The organism is Synechococcus sp. PH41509, from assembly GCF_020514285.1.
Classification (GTDB): domain Bacteria; phylum Cyanobacteriota; class Cyanobacteriia; order PCC-6307; family Cyanobiaceae; genus Parasynechococcus.
The window spans coordinates 1-17,504 of sequence record NZ_VTLD01000022.1; the positions used below are offsets into that span (position 1 = coordinate 1).

At 59.6% G+C, this 17,504-nt stretch carries 19 protein-coding genes; 11 read left to right on the forward strand and 8 right to left on the reverse strand.

Translation table 11 applies throughout. The annotated features are described in order from the left end of the window. Positions 1 to 949: DUF3153 domain-containing protein (locus tag FZZ88_RS07360; protein ID WP_230332856.1), on the forward strand; the 949-nt coding region annotated here is incomplete at its 5' end. On the opposite strand, the gene priA is transcribed toward FZZ88_RS07360, so the two are convergent. Continuing rightward, positions 950 to 3,196, reverse strand: a complete 2,247-nt coding sequence (priA, locus tag FZZ88_RS07365; protein ID WP_166017390.1) for a primosomal protein N' — start codon at positions 3,194 to 3,196, stop codon at positions 950 to 952. Between the two features lie 305 nt (positions 3,197 to 3,501). Here priA and rpoD point away from each other — a divergent pair, with 305 nt between their 5' ends. Next, positions 3,502 to 4,866, forward strand: coding sequence for an RNA polymerase sigma factor RpoD (gene rpoD, locus FZZ88_RS07370; protein ID WP_166017391.1), 1,365 nt, complete (start codon positions 3,502 to 3,504; stop codon positions 4,864 to 4,866). A gap of 192 nt (positions 4,867 to 5,058) precedes the next feature. On the opposite strand, the gene FZZ88_RS07375 is transcribed toward rpoD, so the two are convergent. Then, a complete protein-coding gene (locus FZZ88_RS07375) occupies positions 5,059 to 5,526 on the reverse strand; it encodes a hypothetical protein (RefSeq protein WP_166017392.1) in 468 nt (155 codons plus the stop codon). A gap of 138 nt (positions 5,527 to 5,664) precedes the next feature. On the opposite strand from FZZ88_RS07375, the gene hemC reads away from it, so the two are divergent. Continuing rightward, entirely contained in the window at positions 5,665 to 6,618 is a 954-nt protein-coding gene (gene hemC, locus FZZ88_RS07380) for a hydroxymethylbilane synthase (protein ID WP_115095111.1), read from the forward strand. On the opposite strand, the gene FZZ88_RS07385 is transcribed toward hemC, so the two are convergent. Further along, positions 6,619 to 7,122 carry a L,D-transpeptidase gene (locus FZZ88_RS07385; RefSeq protein ID WP_226423694.1) on the reverse strand — a complete coding sequence of 168 codons (504 nt, stop codon included), beginning with the start codon at positions 7,120 to 7,122 and terminating at the stop codon, positions 6,619 to 6,621. A gap of 151 nt (positions 7,123 to 7,273) precedes the next feature. Here FZZ88_RS07385 and FZZ88_RS07390 point away from each other — a divergent pair, with 151 nt between their 5' ends. After that, on the forward strand, positions 7,274 to 8,152 hold the full coding sequence (locus tag FZZ88_RS07390; protein WP_166017394.1) for a phytanoyl-CoA dioxygenase family protein: 879 nt from the start codon (positions 7,274 to 7,276) through the stop codon (positions 8,150 to 8,152). Positions 8,153 to 8,208: 56 nt separating this feature from the next. Here the strand turns inward: FZZ88_RS07390 and FZZ88_RS07395 are convergent, their stop codons facing one another. Together FZZ88_RS07395 and FZZ88_RS07400 are read right to left on the reverse strand one after the other, a co-directional pair. Continuing rightward, entirely contained in the window at positions 8,209 to 8,796 is a 588-nt protein-coding gene (locus FZZ88_RS07395; RefSeq protein WP_115023992.1) for an inorganic diphosphatase, read from the reverse strand. Between the two features lie 47 nt (positions 8,797 to 8,843). Beyond that, positions 8,844 to 10,367 carry a carboxypeptidase M32 gene (locus FZZ88_RS07400; RefSeq protein ID WP_166017395.1) on the reverse strand — a complete coding sequence of 508 codons (1,524 nt, stop codon included), beginning with the start codon at positions 10,365 to 10,367 and terminating at the stop codon, positions 8,844 to 8,846. Positions 10,368 to 10,429: 62 nt separating this feature from the next. Between FZZ88_RS07400 and FZZ88_RS12155 the strand changes: the two genes are divergently transcribed. Next, complete coding sequence (locus tag FZZ88_RS12155) at positions 10,430 to 10,558, forward strand: hypothetical protein (protein ID WP_255453075.1); 129 nt, start codon at positions 10,430 to 10,432, stop codon at positions 10,556 to 10,558. A gap of 5 nt (positions 10,559 to 10,563) precedes the next feature. Here the strand turns inward: FZZ88_RS12155 and FZZ88_RS07405 are convergent, their stop codons facing one another. Beyond that, complete coding sequence (locus FZZ88_RS07405; protein ID WP_166017396.1) at positions 10,564 to 10,971, reverse strand: thiol-disulfide oxidoreductase DCC family protein; 408 nt, start codon at positions 10,969 to 10,971, stop codon at positions 10,564 to 10,566. Here FZZ88_RS07405 and FZZ88_RS07410 point away from each other — a divergent pair. From FZZ88_RS07410 to FZZ88_RS07430, 5 genes are read left to right on the forward strand one after another with little or no spacing between them, the layout of a single operon-like run. Further along, the gene (locus FZZ88_RS07410) at positions 10,970 to 11,641 is read left to right on the forward strand and encodes a secondary thiamine-phosphate synthase enzyme YjbQ (protein ID WP_206339195.1); all 672 of its coding nucleotides are present in this window, start codon (positions 10,970 to 10,972) and stop codon (positions 11,639 to 11,641) included. The genes FZZ88_RS07405 and FZZ88_RS07410 overlap by 2 nt on opposite strands. Positions 11,642 to 11,652: 11 nt before the next feature. After that, on the forward strand, positions 11,653 to 11,862 hold the full coding sequence (locus FZZ88_RS07415; protein ID WP_166017397.1) for a hypothetical protein: 210 nt from the start codon (positions 11,653 to 11,655) through the stop codon (positions 11,860 to 11,862). Between the two features lie 43 nt (positions 11,863 to 11,905). Beyond that, the gene (locus FZZ88_RS07420; protein ID WP_166017398.1) at positions 11,906 to 12,196 is read left to right on the forward strand and encodes a 4a-hydroxytetrahydrobiopterin dehydratase; all 291 of its coding nucleotides are present in this window, start codon (positions 11,906 to 11,908) and stop codon (positions 12,194 to 12,196) included. A gap of 19 nt (positions 12,197 to 12,215) precedes the next feature. Continuing rightward, complete coding sequence (locus FZZ88_RS07425; RefSeq protein ID WP_166017399.1) at positions 12,216 to 13,364, forward strand: GTP-binding protein; 1,149 nt, start codon at positions 12,216 to 12,218, stop codon at positions 13,362 to 13,364. 17 nt (positions 13,365 to 13,381) lie between these two features. Further along, positions 13,382 to 13,564: a hypothetical protein gene (locus tag FZZ88_RS07430; RefSeq protein WP_115024002.1), complete on the forward strand. Its 183-nt coding sequence runs from the start codon at positions 13,382 to 13,384 to the stop codon at positions 13,562 to 13,564. Positions 13,565 to 13,651: 87 nt separating this feature from the next. On the opposite strand, the gene FZZ88_RS07435 is transcribed toward FZZ88_RS07430, so the two are convergent. Then, entirely contained in the window at positions 13,652 to 14,719 is a 1,068-nt protein-coding gene (locus FZZ88_RS07435) for an ABC transporter ATP-binding protein (protein ID WP_166017400.1), read from the reverse strand. 252 nt (positions 14,720 to 14,971) lie between these two features. Here FZZ88_RS07435 and FZZ88_RS07440 point away from each other — a divergent pair, with 252 nt between their 5' ends. After that, a complete protein-coding gene (locus FZZ88_RS07440) occupies positions 14,972 to 16,534 on the forward strand; it encodes an iron ABC transporter permease (RefSeq protein ID WP_226426158.1) in 1,563 nt (520 codons plus the stop codon). Here FZZ88_RS07440 and FZZ88_RS07445 read toward each other — a convergent pair. Beyond that, the gene (locus tag FZZ88_RS07445; protein WP_226423696.1) at positions 16,511 to 17,500 is read right to left on the reverse strand and encodes a metallophosphoesterase; all 990 of its coding nucleotides are present in this window, start codon (positions 17,498 to 17,500) and stop codon (positions 16,511 to 16,513) included. The two genes, FZZ88_RS07440 and FZZ88_RS07445, sit on opposite strands and share 24 nt — an antisense overlap. Between the last annotated feature and the right edge of the window lie 4 nt (positions 17,501 to 17,504).

A 17,504-nucleotide genomic window follows, 5' to 3' on the forward strand; every position in this document is an offset into this window, starting at 1 on the left:
GCCCAACAGTCCCGAGGGGCCCCGGCTGCGTTACTTGATGATCACCGCCTGGATGGGGCAGGGGCAAGACGACAAGGCCATCGCCACCTGTCGTCTGCTCAGTCGCTGCCGAGATCCCAAGTTGCGCCAGCAAGCGCAACAACTACTCGAGATTCTCGAGGCCCCCAGCCTGGATCGTCCGGAACGCTGGTCGATGACGATGCCGCAACTGGAGATGAATGCCTCCGGCAGCGGGCAGCCGAGCACCATGCGACGGCGGCGCTCCCGGCGCCCCGAACCACCGCCTCCGCCACCGACGGGGCCGACGCGACCACCGGCGGCCGGATTCGCCGTGCTGGTCCTGGCGGTTCTGCTGGGGATCACTCTGCTGTTGAGTGGCTGCGTACGGATCCAGGCCGATCTCGAGCTTCGCGGTCCGGATCGACTGGCCCTCACCTGGGACGTGCAGAGCACCCAGGAACGCTCGCTGCCATGGCAAGACCAGTTTGAACGCGATTTGGAACGGGAGGTGTCCGGGCTGAAGATCAAGCAGTCGGGGCCTGGACACCAGCAGATCAGTAGCGGCGTTGCGTCATCGCATGATCTGGCGCAGCAGATGGCCGCTGTGGTTGAGGTGGCTGGCCACGCGGCGGGCATCTCGCTCCCTGCACCAGTGCTCAAGCTCGAGGAACGCAATTGGCTGCTGGGGGTGCAGCAGCACTTGCAACTGATCGTCGACCTCAGCGATTTGCCCGAGATTCCTGGACTGGAGCTGCATCTAAGCCTCAACCATGGGCGGATTCAAAGCACAGCGCATTCCGGAACAACCACCGAGATCAATTGGCGGGGCTGGCGCTGGAATCCTCTCGGCCTTGGTGGGCTTGTAATTCTGATGCTGCTGACGTCCAGCATGCTCCTGCAGGTCGTGCGGCGGAAGCTGGGCTTTGGCTTCCCGGAACTGCCCTCTTGATCAAAGCTGCTGCGGATCAGGATCCACGGTGAGCGCCACACCCCGGGGCAAGCCATCCCAGAGGTCCTGCCCAGGAGGCAACGGGAGAGAGGAGCCCGCCGGTCCATGCAAGAGCAGCTGCCATCGGCTCCGTCCTGCCACGCGTGCCACCGGGGCAGGGGCAGGCCCCAGCAGCCACCAACTCTGGCTCTGACACATCGGCCGGATCCGCTCAGCAAGCACCGCTGCCGCCGTTGCTGTTTTGCTGGGAGAATCTCCAGACAGTCGCAACAGACAAGCGCGACTGAACGGCACCAAGCCGGCCTCCTTCCGAAGAGCCACTTCCTGGGCAAGGAACGCCTCATAACGTCCATCCACCAGGTGTTGGATCACCGGATGCTCCGGGCTGTACGTCTGGACCAGCACCTGCCCCGGTCGCTCGCCTCGGCCAGCTCGGCCCGCCAACTGCAATAACAACTGCAGCGCCTGCTCACCTGCGCGAAGGTCGGGGCGATGCAGAAGCCCATCCGCCGCGAGCACCGCCGCCAGGGTGACCCGCGGCAGATCCATGCCCTTGGCCAGCATCTGGGTGCCGATCAAGACATCCGCTTCCCCGGCGGCAAAGCGGTCCAGCAGGCGTCGATGACCATCACGGCCCCCGGTGGAATCCCGATCGAAACGGAGCAAGCGAAGGCCTTCAAGTTCCTGAGAGAGGAGTTCCAACACCTTCTGCGTCCCCGCTCCAAAGGGTTTGAAGGCCGTGGAACCACAGTGACTGCAGCGGCTCTCCAGCTCCTCACGATGGTCACACCAATGGCATCGCAGCCACTGGCGTCCACCTTGTCCACGGTGGACGGTGAGAGCCACATCGCAATGGGGGCACATCACCACCTCGCCGCAACTGCGGCAGCTCAAAAAAGGGCTGTATCCCCGACGTGGCACCAAAACCACCGCCTGTTCGCCCTGCTCCGGCAGCACCGCAAGACGGTCCATCAAGGCACGACTCACCAAACGCTTGTGCCCTTCAGCCAGCTCATGGCGCATGTCAATCACATGCACAGGAGGTAGGGCCTGCCGCGAAATGCGCTGGGTCAAGCGCACCAAGGTCAAGGGACCCTCGGAGCCAGATTGAACCCAACTCTCAAGCGACGGTGTGGCACTGCCCAGCACAAGCCGTGCCTGTTGCATCACGACCCGATCCAAGGCCAAGTCGCGGGCGTGATAGCAGGGCATCGGAGCGTCTTGCTTGTAGGAGCTGTCGTGCTCCTCATCAAGAACGATCAACCCAAGCGGCTTTAGAGGAACAAACACGGCGGAGCGAGTTCCAACAACCACCAATGGCTGTTCCGCGGAAAGACAGCGGCGCCAGGTCCGGACCCGCTCAGCGTCACCACAACCGCTGTGGTATTCCACGACGCGTGAGCCGAAGCGCTTACGGCAGCGATCGACGAGTTGGGGAATCAAACCGATCTCGGGGGTCAGCAACAAGACATGGCGGCCCCGCTCCAGCTCCTGGGCCGCGAGTTGGAGGTACACCTCGGTCTTGCCGGAACCCGTAATTCCCCACAGCAACAGTCCACGCCCGGGAGAAAGCTGTTGGTAGGCATCGACCACGGCATGCTGCTCAGCGGTCAAAGCCTGGGGATGCTCCCGGAGATCAGCACCCGCAGCGACCTTGTCCTCAGCCAGCCGACGCTCACGCACCAGGTAACCCTGTTGAACCAGGGGGGTCAGCAAATGAGCACCAAACCCACTAGCCACAAGATCCCGTTGCCAGCCGCCACCACCTTGGGCCTTCAACCAAGCCAGAAGTTCCCGCTGGCGGGGGCTGGGTTGGCCCACGTCATCGAGGGGATCACAGCCCTGCACCCACCACATTTGACGTCCTCCCGCCAGCGAGCGCTGACCGGCCTGACCAATCCATCCCGCCGGCAGAGCCGCCTTCAACGTGCGAAAGGCGCTCAGGTGGCAGCGGTCCGCCACCCCCTCCAACCAGCTGTACCAATCTGGGTCAACAGCAGCCCGCTGCAGGAGTGCTTCCACCGGCTGCAGTTCTGGGGGTTCATCCGCTCCCCACTCCCGCTCCGCGACCACCAACCCATGCATGGCACGACCTCTGAGGCGCACCCGCACAAGGTCTCCTGGCATCAATCCCATGGCCGGATCAGCGGAGTAGCTGAAGGACCGCCCCTCCCGCCCGGCCTCAAGCCAGACATCAACGCAGCGCCTTGGATGCGACAGGACCTTGCAAACTTCGGAAGACTTCATTAACCTGGACAGGTTGGTCGTTTTCTGCCAACCCTGCGCTCGATCCAGAGGGAAGACACAGAGTCTGAAGTCAAGGTCTTTTCCTTGCCACTTTGACCGGTCTGAGACCACCCCGGGCAGCACAGACAACTAGTCCAAGCGTTTCGTCGACTCGCGGACACCACCATCAGCTCATGATCTCCGTCTCAGCGTCAGCTGCGTCGTTCTCTTCCGTTTTGACAGGAGATCAGGCTTTTTGGGCCTGAACCCTTTGGTGTGGTGTTGCCGCTTTTGCGTCCCCCCTTTATCCGACTTCGACTTTCACCATGACCCCAGCTGCCACCAAAGCTGCAAAGCCGGACATCGTTCTTCTGGCGAATGCTGACGGCACAGTCAAGGAAGTCTCCAACAAAGAACCCAAAAAAGCCCCCGCGCGCCGCCGAGCCAGCAAGTCAAGCGCGAAGGACCTGAGCGCCGCGGCAGATGAACTGCTTGCAGCAGCGGATCAGGCCAAGTCTTCCGGAACAACGAAGAAAGCAGCCGCCAAAACCGCCAAGGCAAAAACCACGACAAAGAAAGCAGCAACCGCCAAGAAGACCACCACCAAGGCATCAACAGCTAAGAAATCGACCGCCAAGGCAGCTACAGCTCAACCAACAGCTGAAGAGAAGGCCAAAACAGCCGCTGCTGAAAAGGAAGCTAAGGCCAAAGCCCTGGCCAGCATCAAAATCGGCCCCAAAGGCGTTTACACCGAAGACTCCATTCGGGTCTATCTGCAGGAAATCGGACGGATCCGCCTGCTGCGTCCCGACGAAGAGATTGAACTCGCTCGCAAAATCGCGGATCTCCTCTACCTCGAAGAGCTGGCGTCTCAATTTGAAAGCGACAACGGCCGGGAACCTGACAAAAAAGAATGGGCCGCGTTGGTTGAGATGCCGCTCATCCGCTTCCGCCGTCGGTTAATGCTGGGCCGACGAGCCAAGGAAAAAATGGTGCAATCCAACTTGCGCCTCGTTGTCTCGATTGCCAAGAAGTACATGAATCGGGGCCTGAGTTTCCAGGATCTGATTCAGGAGGGCAGCCTTGGCCTGATTCGAGCAGCTGAAAAGTTCGATCACGAAAAGGGCTACAAGTTCTCCACCTACGCCACCTGGTGGATTCGTCAGGCAATCACGCGAGCGATCGCGGACCAGAGCCGCACCATTCGCCTACCGGTTCACCTCTACGAAACGATCTCCAGGATCAAGAAAACCACCAAGGTTCTCTCCCAGGAATTTGGTCGTAAGCCAACGGAAGAGGAAATCGCAGAATCGATGGAAATGACCATCGAGAAACTGCGGTTCATCGCCAAGAGTGCTCAGCTGCCGATCTCGCTTGAGACCCCCATCGGCAAAGAAGAGGATTCCCGTTTGGGCGATTTCATCGAAGCAGATATCGAGAACCCCGAACAAGACGTCGCCAAGAACCTGTTACGTGAAGACCTCGAGGGAGTTTTGGCAACCCTCAGCCCCCGCGAGCGCGATGTGCTTCGCCTCCGCTACGGATTGGACGACGGACGCATGAAAACCCTTGAGGAAATCGGCCAGATTTTTGATGTGACCCGCGAAAGGATCCGTCAAATCGAAGCCAAGGCCCTGCGCAAGCTGCGCCATCCCAACCGCAATGGGGTGCTCAAGGAATACATCAAGTAGGTCACAAACCCGAGGCTGTCATCGAACAGTCTCGGGAGTAATACATAAGTACATCCCCCCCTAGCTCAAAGCCCCGATGGGCTCCTATAACTACCGTGAGGGAATTGAGACGCCCTCCTCACACGGAAGAGATCAAACCTCAGTCTGAGACTGGGGTTTTCCTTTGGAGAAAATAAAAATTCAGGGCATCAGTTACGAAGGACTTTCGAAGGTCTCCGTAAATTCCTGAAAGGCACGCTTCAAGCGCTCCACCGGTGTCTCCTCAAGAGGACATTCCTGACGCGTCTCCGAGGCATAGGCCTGAAGCAGACGAGGATCTGGCTCGAGCACAGAAGCGACTGCCGCCTTGAACAGCACAAGGTTGTGCTGGGACGTCAGTCCCGCCAGGTAAGGCTGAAGCACCCAGCGCAGCTGACCATCTTCAGAAGGTTTTACAGCCGAGCGAACCAGACGCGGCCGAAGCAACTGATAGGCGTGGTCACCATCACGATCGGTGGTGTGCCGAAGCCGCGCCATCAGGACGTCACCACTGCACAACAGGATCAAACGAATGCATCCTTCGGCCACCAAGGGGAGCATGGTGTCCTGCTCCTGGGGTTCAGGGGCAACCGAGCCGATCGCTCCAACCTGACGAACGCCATTCACAACGGGGCCTGGCATGAGGGTCCTACGCGGCACAAGAATGTTACGCGTTCTTCACATAGACAGGCTTCTCTTTCGAAGCTTCACAACCTCAACGGTTCCAATCAATGGAGAACTGCCCAAAAGCGTAGGCTGGGCGGCTGATTCGCCTTGTACATGGCCCTCACCGAACTGCGCATCGCCTCACGACGCAGCCAGCTGGCCATGGTGCAGACCAATTGGGTCAAAGCGGAACTGGAAAAGGCCCATCCAGGCTTAAAAATCACCGTGGAGGCCATGGCGACCCAGGGCGACAAAATCCTGGATGTTGCCCTGGCCAAGATCGGCGACAAAGGCCTGTTCACAAAGGAACTGGAAGCCCAGATGTTGGTGGATCGTGCGGACATCGCCGTCCACTCCCTGAAAGACCTTCCCACCAACCTTCCTGAGGGGCTGATGCTCGGTGTCATCACCGAGCGGGAAGACCCGGCTGACGCACTGGTCGTGAATGCCAAAAACCAGGCCTACAAGCTCGACACGCTTCCGGAAGGATCTGTGGTGGGAACCAGCTCCCTGCGGCGCCTGGCCCAGCTGCGTCACCACTACCCCCACCTGATCTTTAAGGACGTGAGGGGGAACGTGATCACCCGGCTGGAGAAGCTGGACAGCGGCGATTACGACTGCCTGATCCTCGCTGCAGCAGGTCTTGGCCGCCTGGGCTTTGCCGATCGGATCCACCAACTGATCCCGGGCGACATCTCCTTGCACGCCGTTGGCCAGGGAGCACTGGGCATTGAATGCGTGGAGGGCAAGCCTGAAGTAATGGAGGCAATCAAGGTGCTGGAGCACATGCCCACCTCCCAGCGCTGCCTGGCCGAACGCGCTTTTCTGCGGGAACTGGAGGGCGGCTGTCAGGTTCCCATCGGCGTGAACACCCGCTTCGAAGGCGATCAACTGATCCTCATAGGCATGGTGGCCAGCCTCGACGGCAAACGCTTGATTCGCGACCAAGCCAGCGGCCCCGCCAGCGACCCCGAAGCCATCGGCCTCTCCCTCGCCCACACCCTCAAAGATCAGGGTGCAGGAGAGATCCTTAAAGAGATCTTCGACACCGTTCGTCCCGAAGCCTGATCAACTTCGAATCTCAAGGCGTGTGCCCACATCAACTGCATCAAACAGCTGCCGGATGTGGCTGTTGAGCATGCGCACGCAGCCAAGACTGACGGCCGCACGGATCTGAACCCACTGCGGCCATGCCGTTCCATGGATTCCGAACTCACCGCGCCCATTGCGGTGAAAGGCCATGTAACGATCACCGATGGGGCTGGTAGGTCCGCGCAACTCCCGCCGTTGACCCGACTTATGAGTCACGTAGATGGGATCAACTTTTTTGGTGAGGATGGCGAACTCCCCCCTGGGGGTGGGCGTATTGGGATCTCCGATGGCCACTGGCCACGATCCAAGCCGCTGCTCACCCCGCACAAGACTGATGCGTCGATTGCTGAGGTCGAGAACAATGCGTGACTCACGCGGAACACGCTGCAACGCCACTTCAGCAGCGTTAGCGGGGAGCAACGGCAGCCCAGATCCCGCCAACACACCACCCACCAGCACCGGAGCCAACGACCACCTCATGAGACGCACAAGACCCATTGGTCTCAACGTATTCATCAGTGCGAGAAAAAACCGCAGCACCGAGTGACCAAGCCAAACTCTTCAGATTCTTTTTGGTCTCAAGCATGAGACCAGCGATCTAGCGGTACCCTTCTCCAACTCTCTTTCCTGCGTGTTGACCTCCACGGCGATCGCACCGGCACGGCCAACCCTTCTCGACGGCAATGCCCTCAGCCAGGAGGTCCAGTCGATCAGTTTTCGCTTCTCCGACCTCCTCAACAACCGCAGAACCTTTCTTGCCGCCGCCTGGACGCTGCGTCGACGGGGGATCATTTGCCTACGTGAAGCTGCACCTCCTGAACTGATCGCATCGATCAACAGGGATGTTGGCGAGCTGCTCGAAGAAATCGAATCAGGAGATCACGGTCGCCTCGCCTCCCAGGCCTATCTCAATCTTCCCGATCACCGTGTGCTGAAGGGCTACAACCAGTTCCGCGATGCGGATCGGGCCGTCATCAACTACCGGGTTAAACGCCCCGATGGCCGCAGCGGCAGCGATGCGGGAATGATCGACATCTTTCATCCAGAGCGCCTCTCAGAAAGCCTGAACTCCAGCATCCGAGAGTGTCTTCAGGAATCCATGATTCAGCGGTTGCTTCTGGCAAGCAGCTTCAATCGTCTGCGGGTGAAGTGCCGCAATCTCTACATCAACAGGGGTGTTCAGGACACGCGCAGCTACCACTGCGATGGACGCTCCCTGAAATTCAAATCCTTCGTTTACCTCAGTGATGTGCAATCGCTGGCCGATGGTCCCTATTGCTTTGTGCCCAAGTCCCAACGCCGACGACGGCTCTGGTGGCGCAATGCCCGCTACAACAAACGCCACGGTCTGGGACCGTTTGAATTCAGTCAGCTCCAAGGGGCTGAAGCCATCGCCTTGTATGCCAAGGCAGGAGACATGGTGCTCTCATCGCAGCGCGGCGCCCACTGCGGTCACCCGCAACACCCCCAGGCACGCCGTGCCGTCCTGGTGAACATGTTCCAGCGCTGAGACATGAAAAAGGCGGGGAAATCCCCCGCCCGATCAGCAGCCGAAAACTGGATTGTTCAGTCCACCAGCTTGGGATCGATCTCAGCCATATAGCGGGCCTCACAGCTCTTGATGATCTCAATGGCTTTTTCAGTTCCAAAGAAACCGTTCACAGTGCAGGTACCAGGCTTCTTCAGATCCTTGTAGTGCTCCCAGTAATAGGTGGTCTCTTTCTTCCAGTGATCACCGAGATCTTCCCAGCTCTTGATGTGATCCATGCGCTTGTCATCGGCAAGAACAGCGATCACCTTGTCGTCAACTTCGCCACCGTCGTCGAAAGTCATGATCCCGATGATTCGGGCTTCCACAATCGAACCAGGAATCAAGGGCTCAGTGACACCAACAATCTCGATATCGAGAGGATCACCGTCTTCATCCCAGGTGCGGGGAATGCACCCGTAGGCGAAGGGGTAAGCCAGAGAGGAGTAACCGACGCGGTCCAGCTTGAGATGGCCTGTTTCAGTGATCAGCTCGTACTTGTTGATCGTGTTGGAGTTGAGCTCCACGATCGTGTTGAGACGAAGTTCGGCTTCATCAGCGAAGGCCGGCAGCACGTGCAGCAGGTTGGGCATGCTGCGGCTGGGTGCCTGATCGAGGTTGGCCATAAACGGCGATGGACAGCGCGGCGCATCCTACGGGCCGCCTCGGCCAATCAAACCTGTAGAGGCTGGGACGCCTGGTGCAAGCGATCAAGTTTGCTCTCCAAATAGCCAAGGAAGGCTTCAGTGCTCAAGGGGCGACCGCTGACTTTTTCAACCAATTGCTCCGCATTCACACTGCGTCCCAGCGGGTGCACGTGCTCACGGAGCCAATCCAGTAGGGGCGTGACATCGCCGCGATGCACATGGTCTTCAGGAGCACCGATGGCCTCCGTCATCGCTTCACTCAATTGCGCACTGATCAGGTGCCCCAACAGGTACGACGGGAAATAGCCAAACAAGCCTTCGCTCCAGTGCACATCCTGAAGACATCCCTCCGCATCATTCATGGGGCGAACCCCCAAGAGCTCCCCATAACGCGTGTTCCACTCGCCGGGAAGATCCTTTACGGCCAAGCCCTTCTCGAGCAAAGCGATCTCGAGATCAGTGCGGATCAGGATGTGTAAGCCGTAGCTGAGTTCATCAGCTTCAACGCGGTTCAAGCCGGGCGAGATGGGGTTCATGGCCTGCCACATGTCCTGGGCACAGGTGAAGGGAGCTCCAGCCTGAGCAAAACGGGTCCACCACTGCTCCGCGAACGGACGACTCCGGGCAACGCGGTTCTCCCAGAACAACGACTGACTTTCGTGCACGGCCATCGAGGTGGCCTGACCCAGCGGCCAGGCAAACCACTGATGGCTCTGGTCCGGGAGCCCTTGTTCATAGAGGGAGTGACCCCACTCATGAGCGGTGGCCAGGAAGCACGACAACGGCTGACCTGGCACCACACGCGTGGTGATCCTGTAATCCGCCGGTCCCAACGTGATGGAGAAGGGGTGGGGAGAGCGGGCCATACAGGTGATGGCGGGGTTGCGGCCCCAGGCACCGAGAAGCTCATCACAGAGCTGCTGCTGGCTCGACTCCTCGAGATCCCAGTCCGCTGATCGTGGACGTGGGCGGGTGGATGCCTGAGCGACCAATTGCGGCAACCGTTGCCTTAACGGAGCAAACAGAGCCTCGAGACGCTCAAGCCGAAGGTCCGGTTCGAAGGGTTGAGCCAGGGTTTCCCAGCACGATCGAAGCTCGTCCAGCTGGTTGGCCTGCTCCTGGCGCAGGTCAATCAACGTCTGAAGCGCCGGTGCAAAAAGACTGAAATCAGACGCTGCTCGAGCCTGCTGCCACAGGTTGTACCCCTTGGCTTTGGCCGTCGCCAATGCAGCGACCAGGGCTGGATCGAGAGCCTGCTGTCTGCACAGGTCCTGCTCCAGCAAATCCAAATTGCGGCCCTGCTCGGGGCATCGTTCACCGGAGTTCCAATGCTCACGAGCTACGGCCAGCAGATCCGCATAGGCCGCGGAGCTCTGACGGGCATGAAGCTGGGTCGCCAGAAGCGTGAGCTGCTCACCTCGCCAGGGTGCACCACCAGAGGGCATGCGGGTGTTCTGGTCCCAATACAGGGTGCTCTGAATCGAACCCAGCAGCTGTGTTTCACGCAAATGGGCTCCTAGCTGCCCCCAAGCCGTTGCGGCAGAAGCCATCTCGCTCTCCTTTCGATCAATTTAACGACTCTGGGGGTGGCATCGAAGCTGCGATGCAGGGCATGGTGAAGCAGTTCAGTCTTCCTGCATCGATGCGCCGACTGATGCTGCGCGCAGCCTTTGGGCTCGCCATTCCCATGGCTCTTTGGCCGCTCAAACTGATCTATCGACAGCCGTCGACCATCCGGTAAGCCGGTCAGTTCAACTCACATCGGCCTCGGCACAGGGTCTCCAAATCCGCTCGCCCAGTGAGCTGAAGCCGCCGGGACGCCCAAATCCCATAGATCCAATCGACCACGCCGCCGATCACCGGCCAGCGGGTCGGTACGTACAGCCACCCCAGACCAATCAGGCGATACGCCTCGCGGAAGACCGCCACATCCCGGAGCACCTCACCGGAGCCCGCAATGGCATGAATGCGGCCCATGGCAACTCGGTAGCTGATGCCGGCATGGGCCTCAGGGTCGTAATCCGCAGCATCGATATCGACAAATTCCAGCCGGCCCTGACGGTCACGCCGCTGCAGAAAACGAACTTCACGCACACACAACGGACAGCCCCCGTCAAAAAGCAGCGTCAGTTCGGGGGCAGAGGGACTGGCCATGGGGTCAGACGGAGCTGAAGCACGCAAAGTAAGAAGAGAACGCTGGAGAGCGGTGGGAGTTCAGCAGATCCTGCATCAGATCTCAGTCCAAACCCCTGGGAGGGGATTCACCCGTCTGGACGATCGGTTAAACGCCTGGATCCGCAGCACGGGCCTTGACCAGGGCGTGCTGCACCTGACGTGTCTGCACACCAGTGCAAGCCTCACGATCAATGAAAACGCAGATCCACGGGTTCTGCAGGACCTTGATGCATGGATGGCGGATGCCGTTCCAGAACACCGCCGTTATCTGCATAACGACGAAGGAGCGGATGACATGCCGGCCCATATCCGAACAGCACTGACCAGCCAGACCCTCAGCCTGAGCGTCAGTGGAGGACAGCTTTTGCTAGGCACCTGGCAAGCCGTGTACCTCTGGGAGCACCGCAGCGCTGCTCACAACAGAACGATCGCCTGCCACCTTTTCGGCGAACCATCCAGCGTCACGGCACCTCGTTCCACGACGCAGAACTCCTCAGCCAAGCCTCAAACCCTGTTGAGTCTTCGCAATGCAGAACGGATCAATCAAGCCATTCAGGTACGACATGACCCCAATGCCTGGGAAACAGATAACGGCATCGATACAGACACCGATCTGATGATTGATCGATTGCATGACTTAAGTGATTGAGGGTCAGCTCCATGACATTCGGACAGGTTCGTCGGATTGTTGTAATCAGCGTTTTGATCGTCCTGTTCTGGGTTTGGATCGATCCAGCGTTTGCGGTCGTGCTCGGAATCATTTCTATGGCGGTGCTGAGCGTTGCCAACCTCCATCCCAAGCCGCGTTGGGTCCAAAAATTCTGGGCCTATTGCATTGATCTTGGGCAGCACGACAGGGACCTCCCTTAGGGGCCACGATCCCGCCACGATGGAGGGGTTAATCAGAGATCGCATGACGGTTGAACGTCTCGACGCCACCCAGATCTCGGCGCTCGCCACAGAACTACCCAACTGGAGAGTGCAGGGGGAACGGCTGCACCGCGATCTGCAATTCAAGAGCTTCGTGGAGGCGTTTGGATTCATGACACAGGTGGCCCTACTGGCCGAATCCAAAAATCACCATCCGAACTGGAGCAATGTCTACAACCGCGTGTCGATCGATCTAACCACCCATGATCTCGGTGGCCTCAGCAGTCTTGATGTGGAACTGGCCACCGCAATCGACGGACTGTTGCCAGCATGAGTGCTGAGGGTCCTTGCGCATGACCACTGCACCAGCCACCTCCAACGTCCCCGTCACCATTCTCAGCGGCTTCCTCGGAGCAGGAAAGACCACGCTGCTGAACCACATCCTGACCAATCAGAAGGGAGTGAAGACTGCGGTGCTGGTGAACGAATTCGGCGAAATCGGCATCGACAACGATCTGATTGTCACCACCGATGAAGACATGGTGGAGCTGAGCAACGGTTGCATCTGCTGCTCAATCAACGACGAACTGATGGAGGCGGTGGAACGGGTGATTGAACGCCCTGAACCTCTCGACTACATCGTCGTCGAAACCACCGGTCTGGCCGATCCCCTGCCGGTTGCGATGACCTTCCTCGGCAGTGAACTGCGCGATCAGACCCGCCTTGATTCGATCATCACTTTGATCGATGCAGAAAACTTCGATGAAGTCGTGCTCGAGACGGAAGTCGGCAGAGCCCAAGTGATTTATGGCGACATCCTGCTGCTGAACAAGTGTGATCTCGTCTCCGAGGAGCGGCTTGAGGCCGTTGAGCAGAAACTCAGAGATGTCAAGAACGATGCCCGCATCCTGCGATCTGTGAAAGGGGATGTACCCCTGGCCTTGCTGCTCAGTGTCGGCCTGTTCGAATCAGACAAGGTGAGTGCCCCCTCCGACGATCCGAGCCTGAATCACAGCGACCACGATCACGGTCATGGCCACAGCCATCACCACCACCACGGGCACGACCACGGGCACGGCCACGACCACGGGCACGGGCACGACCACGGGCACGGGCACGGGCATGACCACAATCATCACCACGACCACAGCCATCACCATGACCACAGCCATGGTGATCACGCGGATCATCAGGCGATCGAGGGATTCACCTCCGTGTCCTTCCAGAGTGATGGACCTTTCTCCTTGCGCAAGTTCCAGAACTTCCTCGACAACCAAATGCCCCAGGAGGTGTTCAGAGCCAAGGGAATCCTCTGGTTCAACGAAAGCGAACGACGCCACGTGTTCCATCTGGCAGGCAAACGATTTTCCATCGACGACACCGATTGGACCGGCGATCGCAAGAACCAATTGGTGCTGATTGGCCGTGACATCGACCACAAGACCCTGCGGGAGCAACTCCAGGCATGTGTTGCACCTGATGCTGGAAAAGGTTTCAGCTGATTCAGCAGAACCCATGAATGCTGCTTATTGTGCGTGCCATGGAAGACACCTCAATGGTCGAACCGCTGTTGCTCGGAACAGTCTTTGTTCTTGCAAGTTTGTTGTTGTGGCTTCTGGCTGACTCCGATGACGACAACGGTGGAGGAGGCCTGCGACAGCCTGTCCTTGTACCGATTCCTGTCCGTCATCACCAACGCTGAACACGTCGACAGCTCTTACTGAATCCCCCACTGAGATGGGGGATTTTTTATGGCCATGCGCGGCCACTGGGGCGGCCGCTCCTCGGCTCAGCTCACGTCGGCATGCGGAAGCAACGTGACTCTGGCCCCATCCCTGAACGTGAGCCGGCAACGGGTTTGTGGAGGATGCTCCTGATCAATCGGACAGTGGGCACGGACCAATACATCGGCGATTCGGATTCGGTATTCCCATGCATCGCCCAGAAATTCACGCCCCAGAACACTGGCCTCTCCTTCGGCATCAGCGATGACATTGATGTCGTGAGGGTCTACCAGAACACAACAATCACCGGATGCTCGGCGGTCAGCCAACACCATGGGCTTCGCTTCATCCAGATCGCCCAGCAGACAGGACAACTGCCCTCGCTCCCGCGACTGAACGGGAATCAAGTTGCGTTGAAGCACGAAGGAGCCAACAAACGGCGTCGCCGGTGATCGCACAATGTCCTGAGGAGAGGCGCATTGATGCAAAACGCCCTCCCTCATCACAGCGACGCGATCGCAGATCGCCAAGGCTTCTCCCGGATCATGGGTGACGATCACGCCGCTGGCGCCACAGGCGTCCAGCACAGAAGCGAGCTCACTTCGCAGTCGCAGCCTCACCTCCACATCCAGACTGGAAAAGGGCTCATCCAGGAGCACAACCCTTGGAGCTGGGGCCAGGGCTCGCGCCAAGGCCAGCCGTTGACGCTGACCACCGGACAGCTGGTGCGGGTAACGCTGCTCCAATCCATGTAACCCCAGCAACTCAAACAGCCAGGCCACCCGCTCAGGGTTGGGGTGCCGCTGGGGCAGACCAAAACTGGCGTTCTGCCAGGCATTCAGATGAGGAAACAGCGCATAGTCCTGAAAGACCATGCCAACACCCCTGCGTTCTGGCTCCATCCATGCCCCTTCCCCAGCCACGGTGCGCTGAGCCAGCTTCACCGTGCCCCGCTGGGGGCGTTCAAAGCCAGCAATCAAGCGCAGCAGGGTGGTTTTACCGCAACCGGAGGGGCCGAGCAAACCCAGCAGCTCCCCTTGCGCCACTTGAAGATCGACCCCCTGAAGGGTCCAACCCTCGGAAGCATTGCCGTAGCAATGCCAGACACCGTTCAACTCAACCGTCGGCTCCATCGGGAGCAGCTGTTCCACAGATCAGTGCAGCTTGGGAACGGACAGAGCTTATGAGTGTGCCAAATGATCGATGCTGGTGTGCGTTTTGCACGTCCTGGGCTGACCAACCATCAACGCCTTGTCCGCCATCGGAAGCACTGATCGCTGGAATGAATGGTTTGCTAATCGTCTGCCTGAGCCACCCCCTTTATCGCCAGACTCATTCCAGGGCAATGTCGCAACGACGGTGTCCGGCCCATCGCTGAATTGAAGTTGCTGACCAACCGGATTGTTCCAAGCCCAAGCCGGCTGGCCCTCTTTCTGCTCGCTTCGATCACAGCCCTGATTGCCATCTGGCCGGTGCTGACGTTGGTGCAGGAGGCCATGCAAACCCTGCAGAGCGGCTTCACCGATCTTGGCCCCGATGGGATGCGCCAGGTGCTGGGCACGATCAAGCTGCTGCTCGGAACAGCCACATTGGGCACCGTGCTGGGCACGACCAATGGATGGCTGCTGTGCAACTGCCGTTTTCCTGGCCGGCAATGGCTGCGGATTGCCCAGCTAATTCCGCTGGCAACACCGGCCTATCTGCTCTCAGCAACACTGATCGATCTGGGGAGTCGCCACAGCTGGACCATTCACGGCATGGGCTGGGGCATCACTGTCATGGCCTTGACGACCTACCCCTACGTGTTTCTGCTGAGCACCGAAAATTTCTCCGTCAGCGGCCGGCGTCAGCTGGAGGCGTGTCGCAGCCTGGGGGTCGGCCCGTGGTCCGCCTTCGGTCGCGTTGCCTTGCCGATCGCTCTTCCCGCGATCGGAGCCGGTGTCGCCCTGATGGGGATGGAAGTTGTCAATGAACTCGGTGCTGTTCAGCTCCTCGGGATACCAAGCCTCTCCGCGGGCATCCTCGAAACCTGGCAATCCGACGGCAATCCTTCTGGAGCCATCAGCTTGGCCTTGATCACGTTGGTGATCGTGCTGGGTTTGGTGATCTGTGAACGCAGCCTGCGCAGCCGCAGTCGGCGCTGGTGTGATGGGGTGGCCGGTGGAGATTCAACGGCCTGGCCCCTGAATGGAACACGGGCATTGGTGGCTCAACTGCTGGCGATCATCCCTCCTGTGTTGAGCCTGGGAACCCCACTGCTGTGGGCCGCCACAAACCTGGATCAGCTCCAAAACGGCTGGAACGACGATCTGATCAGCCTGAGTGCGCGCAGTCTCCTGCTGGCACTGGCTGCCGCCGTTATGGCGGTTGCGGCAGCTCTGGTGCTGGCCATCGCCAAACGCTGGTCTGATGCCCGATGGCTGAAAAGCCTCACCTTCCTGGCGGGAACGGGCTATGCGATCCCCGGCACCGTGCTGGCTCTAGCCCTGCTGCTCACTGGAGCCCCCTGGCAGGTCGCCCCGTTGCTTCTGCTCCTATGGGGATACAGCGTCCGGTTTCTGGCAGTAGCAAAAGGGGGGTTAGACGCTGCACTCGAGCGGATCAGCCCAAGCCTCGATGAAGCAGCCACGGGGATGGGTTCCCCCTGGCAAAGCGTGCTCCAACGGGTGCACTTGCCTCTGCTGCGCGGGCCTATCACCGTCGGCTTGTTGCTTGTCTTTGTCGACACAGTGAAAGAGCTTCCCCTCACCTTTGCCCTGCGGCCGTTCGACTTCGACACCCTCTCAGTGCGAGTGTTCCAATACGCCGGCGATGAACGGTTGGCCGAAGCACTGTTGCCGGCCCTGATGATCCTCGTGCTGGGGCTGATCGCCGCAATGGCTCTGGTGCCGACGCTGGATCAAGCCTCCAGCAGGGACGGTTCGTCATCCCCGCAGCAACCTCTCTGAGGAATTGCGCTGGAGCTCCCCGGCACGGGTGTTGAGACGGGGAGGGAGTGTCGACCAGGACAGCGGCTGTCCCGTGGAAACGGCATAGGTGGTTTCTTTGATGTCGCCCCTCACCCCATCCATCTCCAACAACGTGAAGGTCTGCTGAGCTGAAGTTCCACCGCCCAGCAAGCGCCGGGGGCCACTGCCCAGCGCACCGAGCTGGATGAGATCGAGCTGGCCACGGCGACCGGAGAACCAAGCGTGATGGTGACCACTGATGTAGCCCTGCACGCCGGCGTTCTCCATCAGGGCCTGGAGCGCGCTCCCCCGGTCCAATACTTCACCAGGGCGATCCTTGCCCTGACCAACACCGAACAGGGGCAGATGACCAACCACGAACCGTGCACGAGCGTTTTGTGCCTTCGTACTGGCCAACTGCTGTTGTGCCCAAACCAGCTGATCCTCAGGAACACGGGCTGAGCTGGCATCCCAGACCAGCCAGAAGATCCCGTCCTGCAGCACCGTGTAGCGAAAAGGGAACTGAGAGGCATCCACAAACGCCAATCCCAATCGTGAACGGATCGGGGTCCAGAACCGGGAAACAGCGGCACGATCAGCCGGAAAATCCGGTGAACCGTCATGGTTCCCGATCGCTGGCAGCAGCGGGATGCCGGCCGTCTGAAGCAGCTGTAGAACCGACGTTTCAAACCCGCGCCACATCGCATCGAGCTGCAGCCCCGTGAGTCCTCGCATCTGGCCCGCGACCATGTCCCCTGCACACACGACCAGATCCGGCTGAAGGGCAATCAGCTGGTCCAGCCCCTGATCAACGGCAGGGATGTAGCTGGTAGATCCATAACTGCTGTTGAGATCACTGATCAAACCGACCCGTAGCGCCGCCCGCCTGGCAGCGCTCAAGGGCAGAGCCACGGCACTGAGACCGGTGCCAAACAGCAGCTGCAGCATCCGGCGACGACTCAGCACCACA

Bases quoted from the DNA above. Each gene is read 5' to 3' on its own strand.
- priA (WP_166017390.1), bottom strand. From the start codon at position 3,196: ATGAAGTCTTCCGAAGTTTGCAAGGTCCTGTCGCATCCAAGGCGCTGC.
- FZZ88_RS12155 (WP_255453075.1), top strand. From the start codon at position 10,430: ATGGTGAAGCAGTTCAGTCTTCCTGCATCGATGCGCCGACTGATGCTG.
- FZZ88_RS07410 (WP_206339195.1), top strand. From the start codon at position 10,970: ATGGGGTCAGACGGAGCTGAAGCACGCAAAGTAAGAAGAGAACGCTGG.
- FZZ88_RS07425 (WP_166017399.1), top strand. From the start codon at position 12,216: ATGACCACTGCACCAGCCACCTCCAACGTCCCCGTCACCATTCTCAGC.
- FZZ88_RS07385 (WP_226423694.1), bottom strand. From the start codon at position 7,122: ATGAGGTGGTCGTTGGCTCCGGTGCTGGTGGGTGGTGTGTTGGCGGGA.
- FZZ88_RS07400 (WP_166017395.1), bottom strand. From the start codon at position 10,367: ATGGCTTCTGCCGCAACGGCTTGGGGGCAGCTAGGAGCCCATTTGCGT.
- FZZ88_RS07435 (WP_166017400.1), bottom strand. From the start codon at position 14,719: ATGGAGCCGACGGTTGAGTTGAACGGTGTCTGGCATTGCTACGGCAAT.
- FZZ88_RS07415 (WP_166017397.1), top strand. From the start codon at position 11,653: ATGACATTCGGACAGGTTCGTCGGATTGTTGTAATCAGCGTTTTGATC.
- FZZ88_RS07430 (WP_115024002.1), top strand. From the start codon at position 13,382: ATGCTGCTTATTGTGCGTGCCATGGAAGACACCTCAATGGTCGAACCG.
- FZZ88_RS07420 (WP_166017398.1), top strand. From the start codon at position 11,906: ATGACGGTTGAACGTCTCGACGCCACCCAGATCTCGGCGCTCGCCACA.
- hemC (WP_115095111.1), top strand. From the start codon at position 5,665: ATGGCCCTCACCGAACTGCGCATCGCCTCACGACGCAGCCAGCTGGCC.
- FZZ88_RS07375 (WP_166017392.1), bottom strand. From the start codon at position 5,526: ATGCCAGGCCCCGTTGTGAATGGCGTTCGTCAGGTTGGAGCGATCGGC.
- FZZ88_RS07395 (WP_115023992.1), bottom strand. From the start codon at position 8,796: ATGGCCAACCTCGATCAGGCACCCAGCCGCAGCATGCCCAACCTGCTG.
- rpoD (WP_166017391.1), top strand. From the start codon at position 3,502: ATGACCCCAGCTGCCACCAAAGCTGCAAAGCCGGACATCGTTCTTCTG.
- FZZ88_RS07405 (WP_166017396.1), bottom strand. From the start codon at position 10,971: ATGGCCAGTCCCTCTGCCCCCGAACTGACGCTGCTTTTTGACGGGGGC.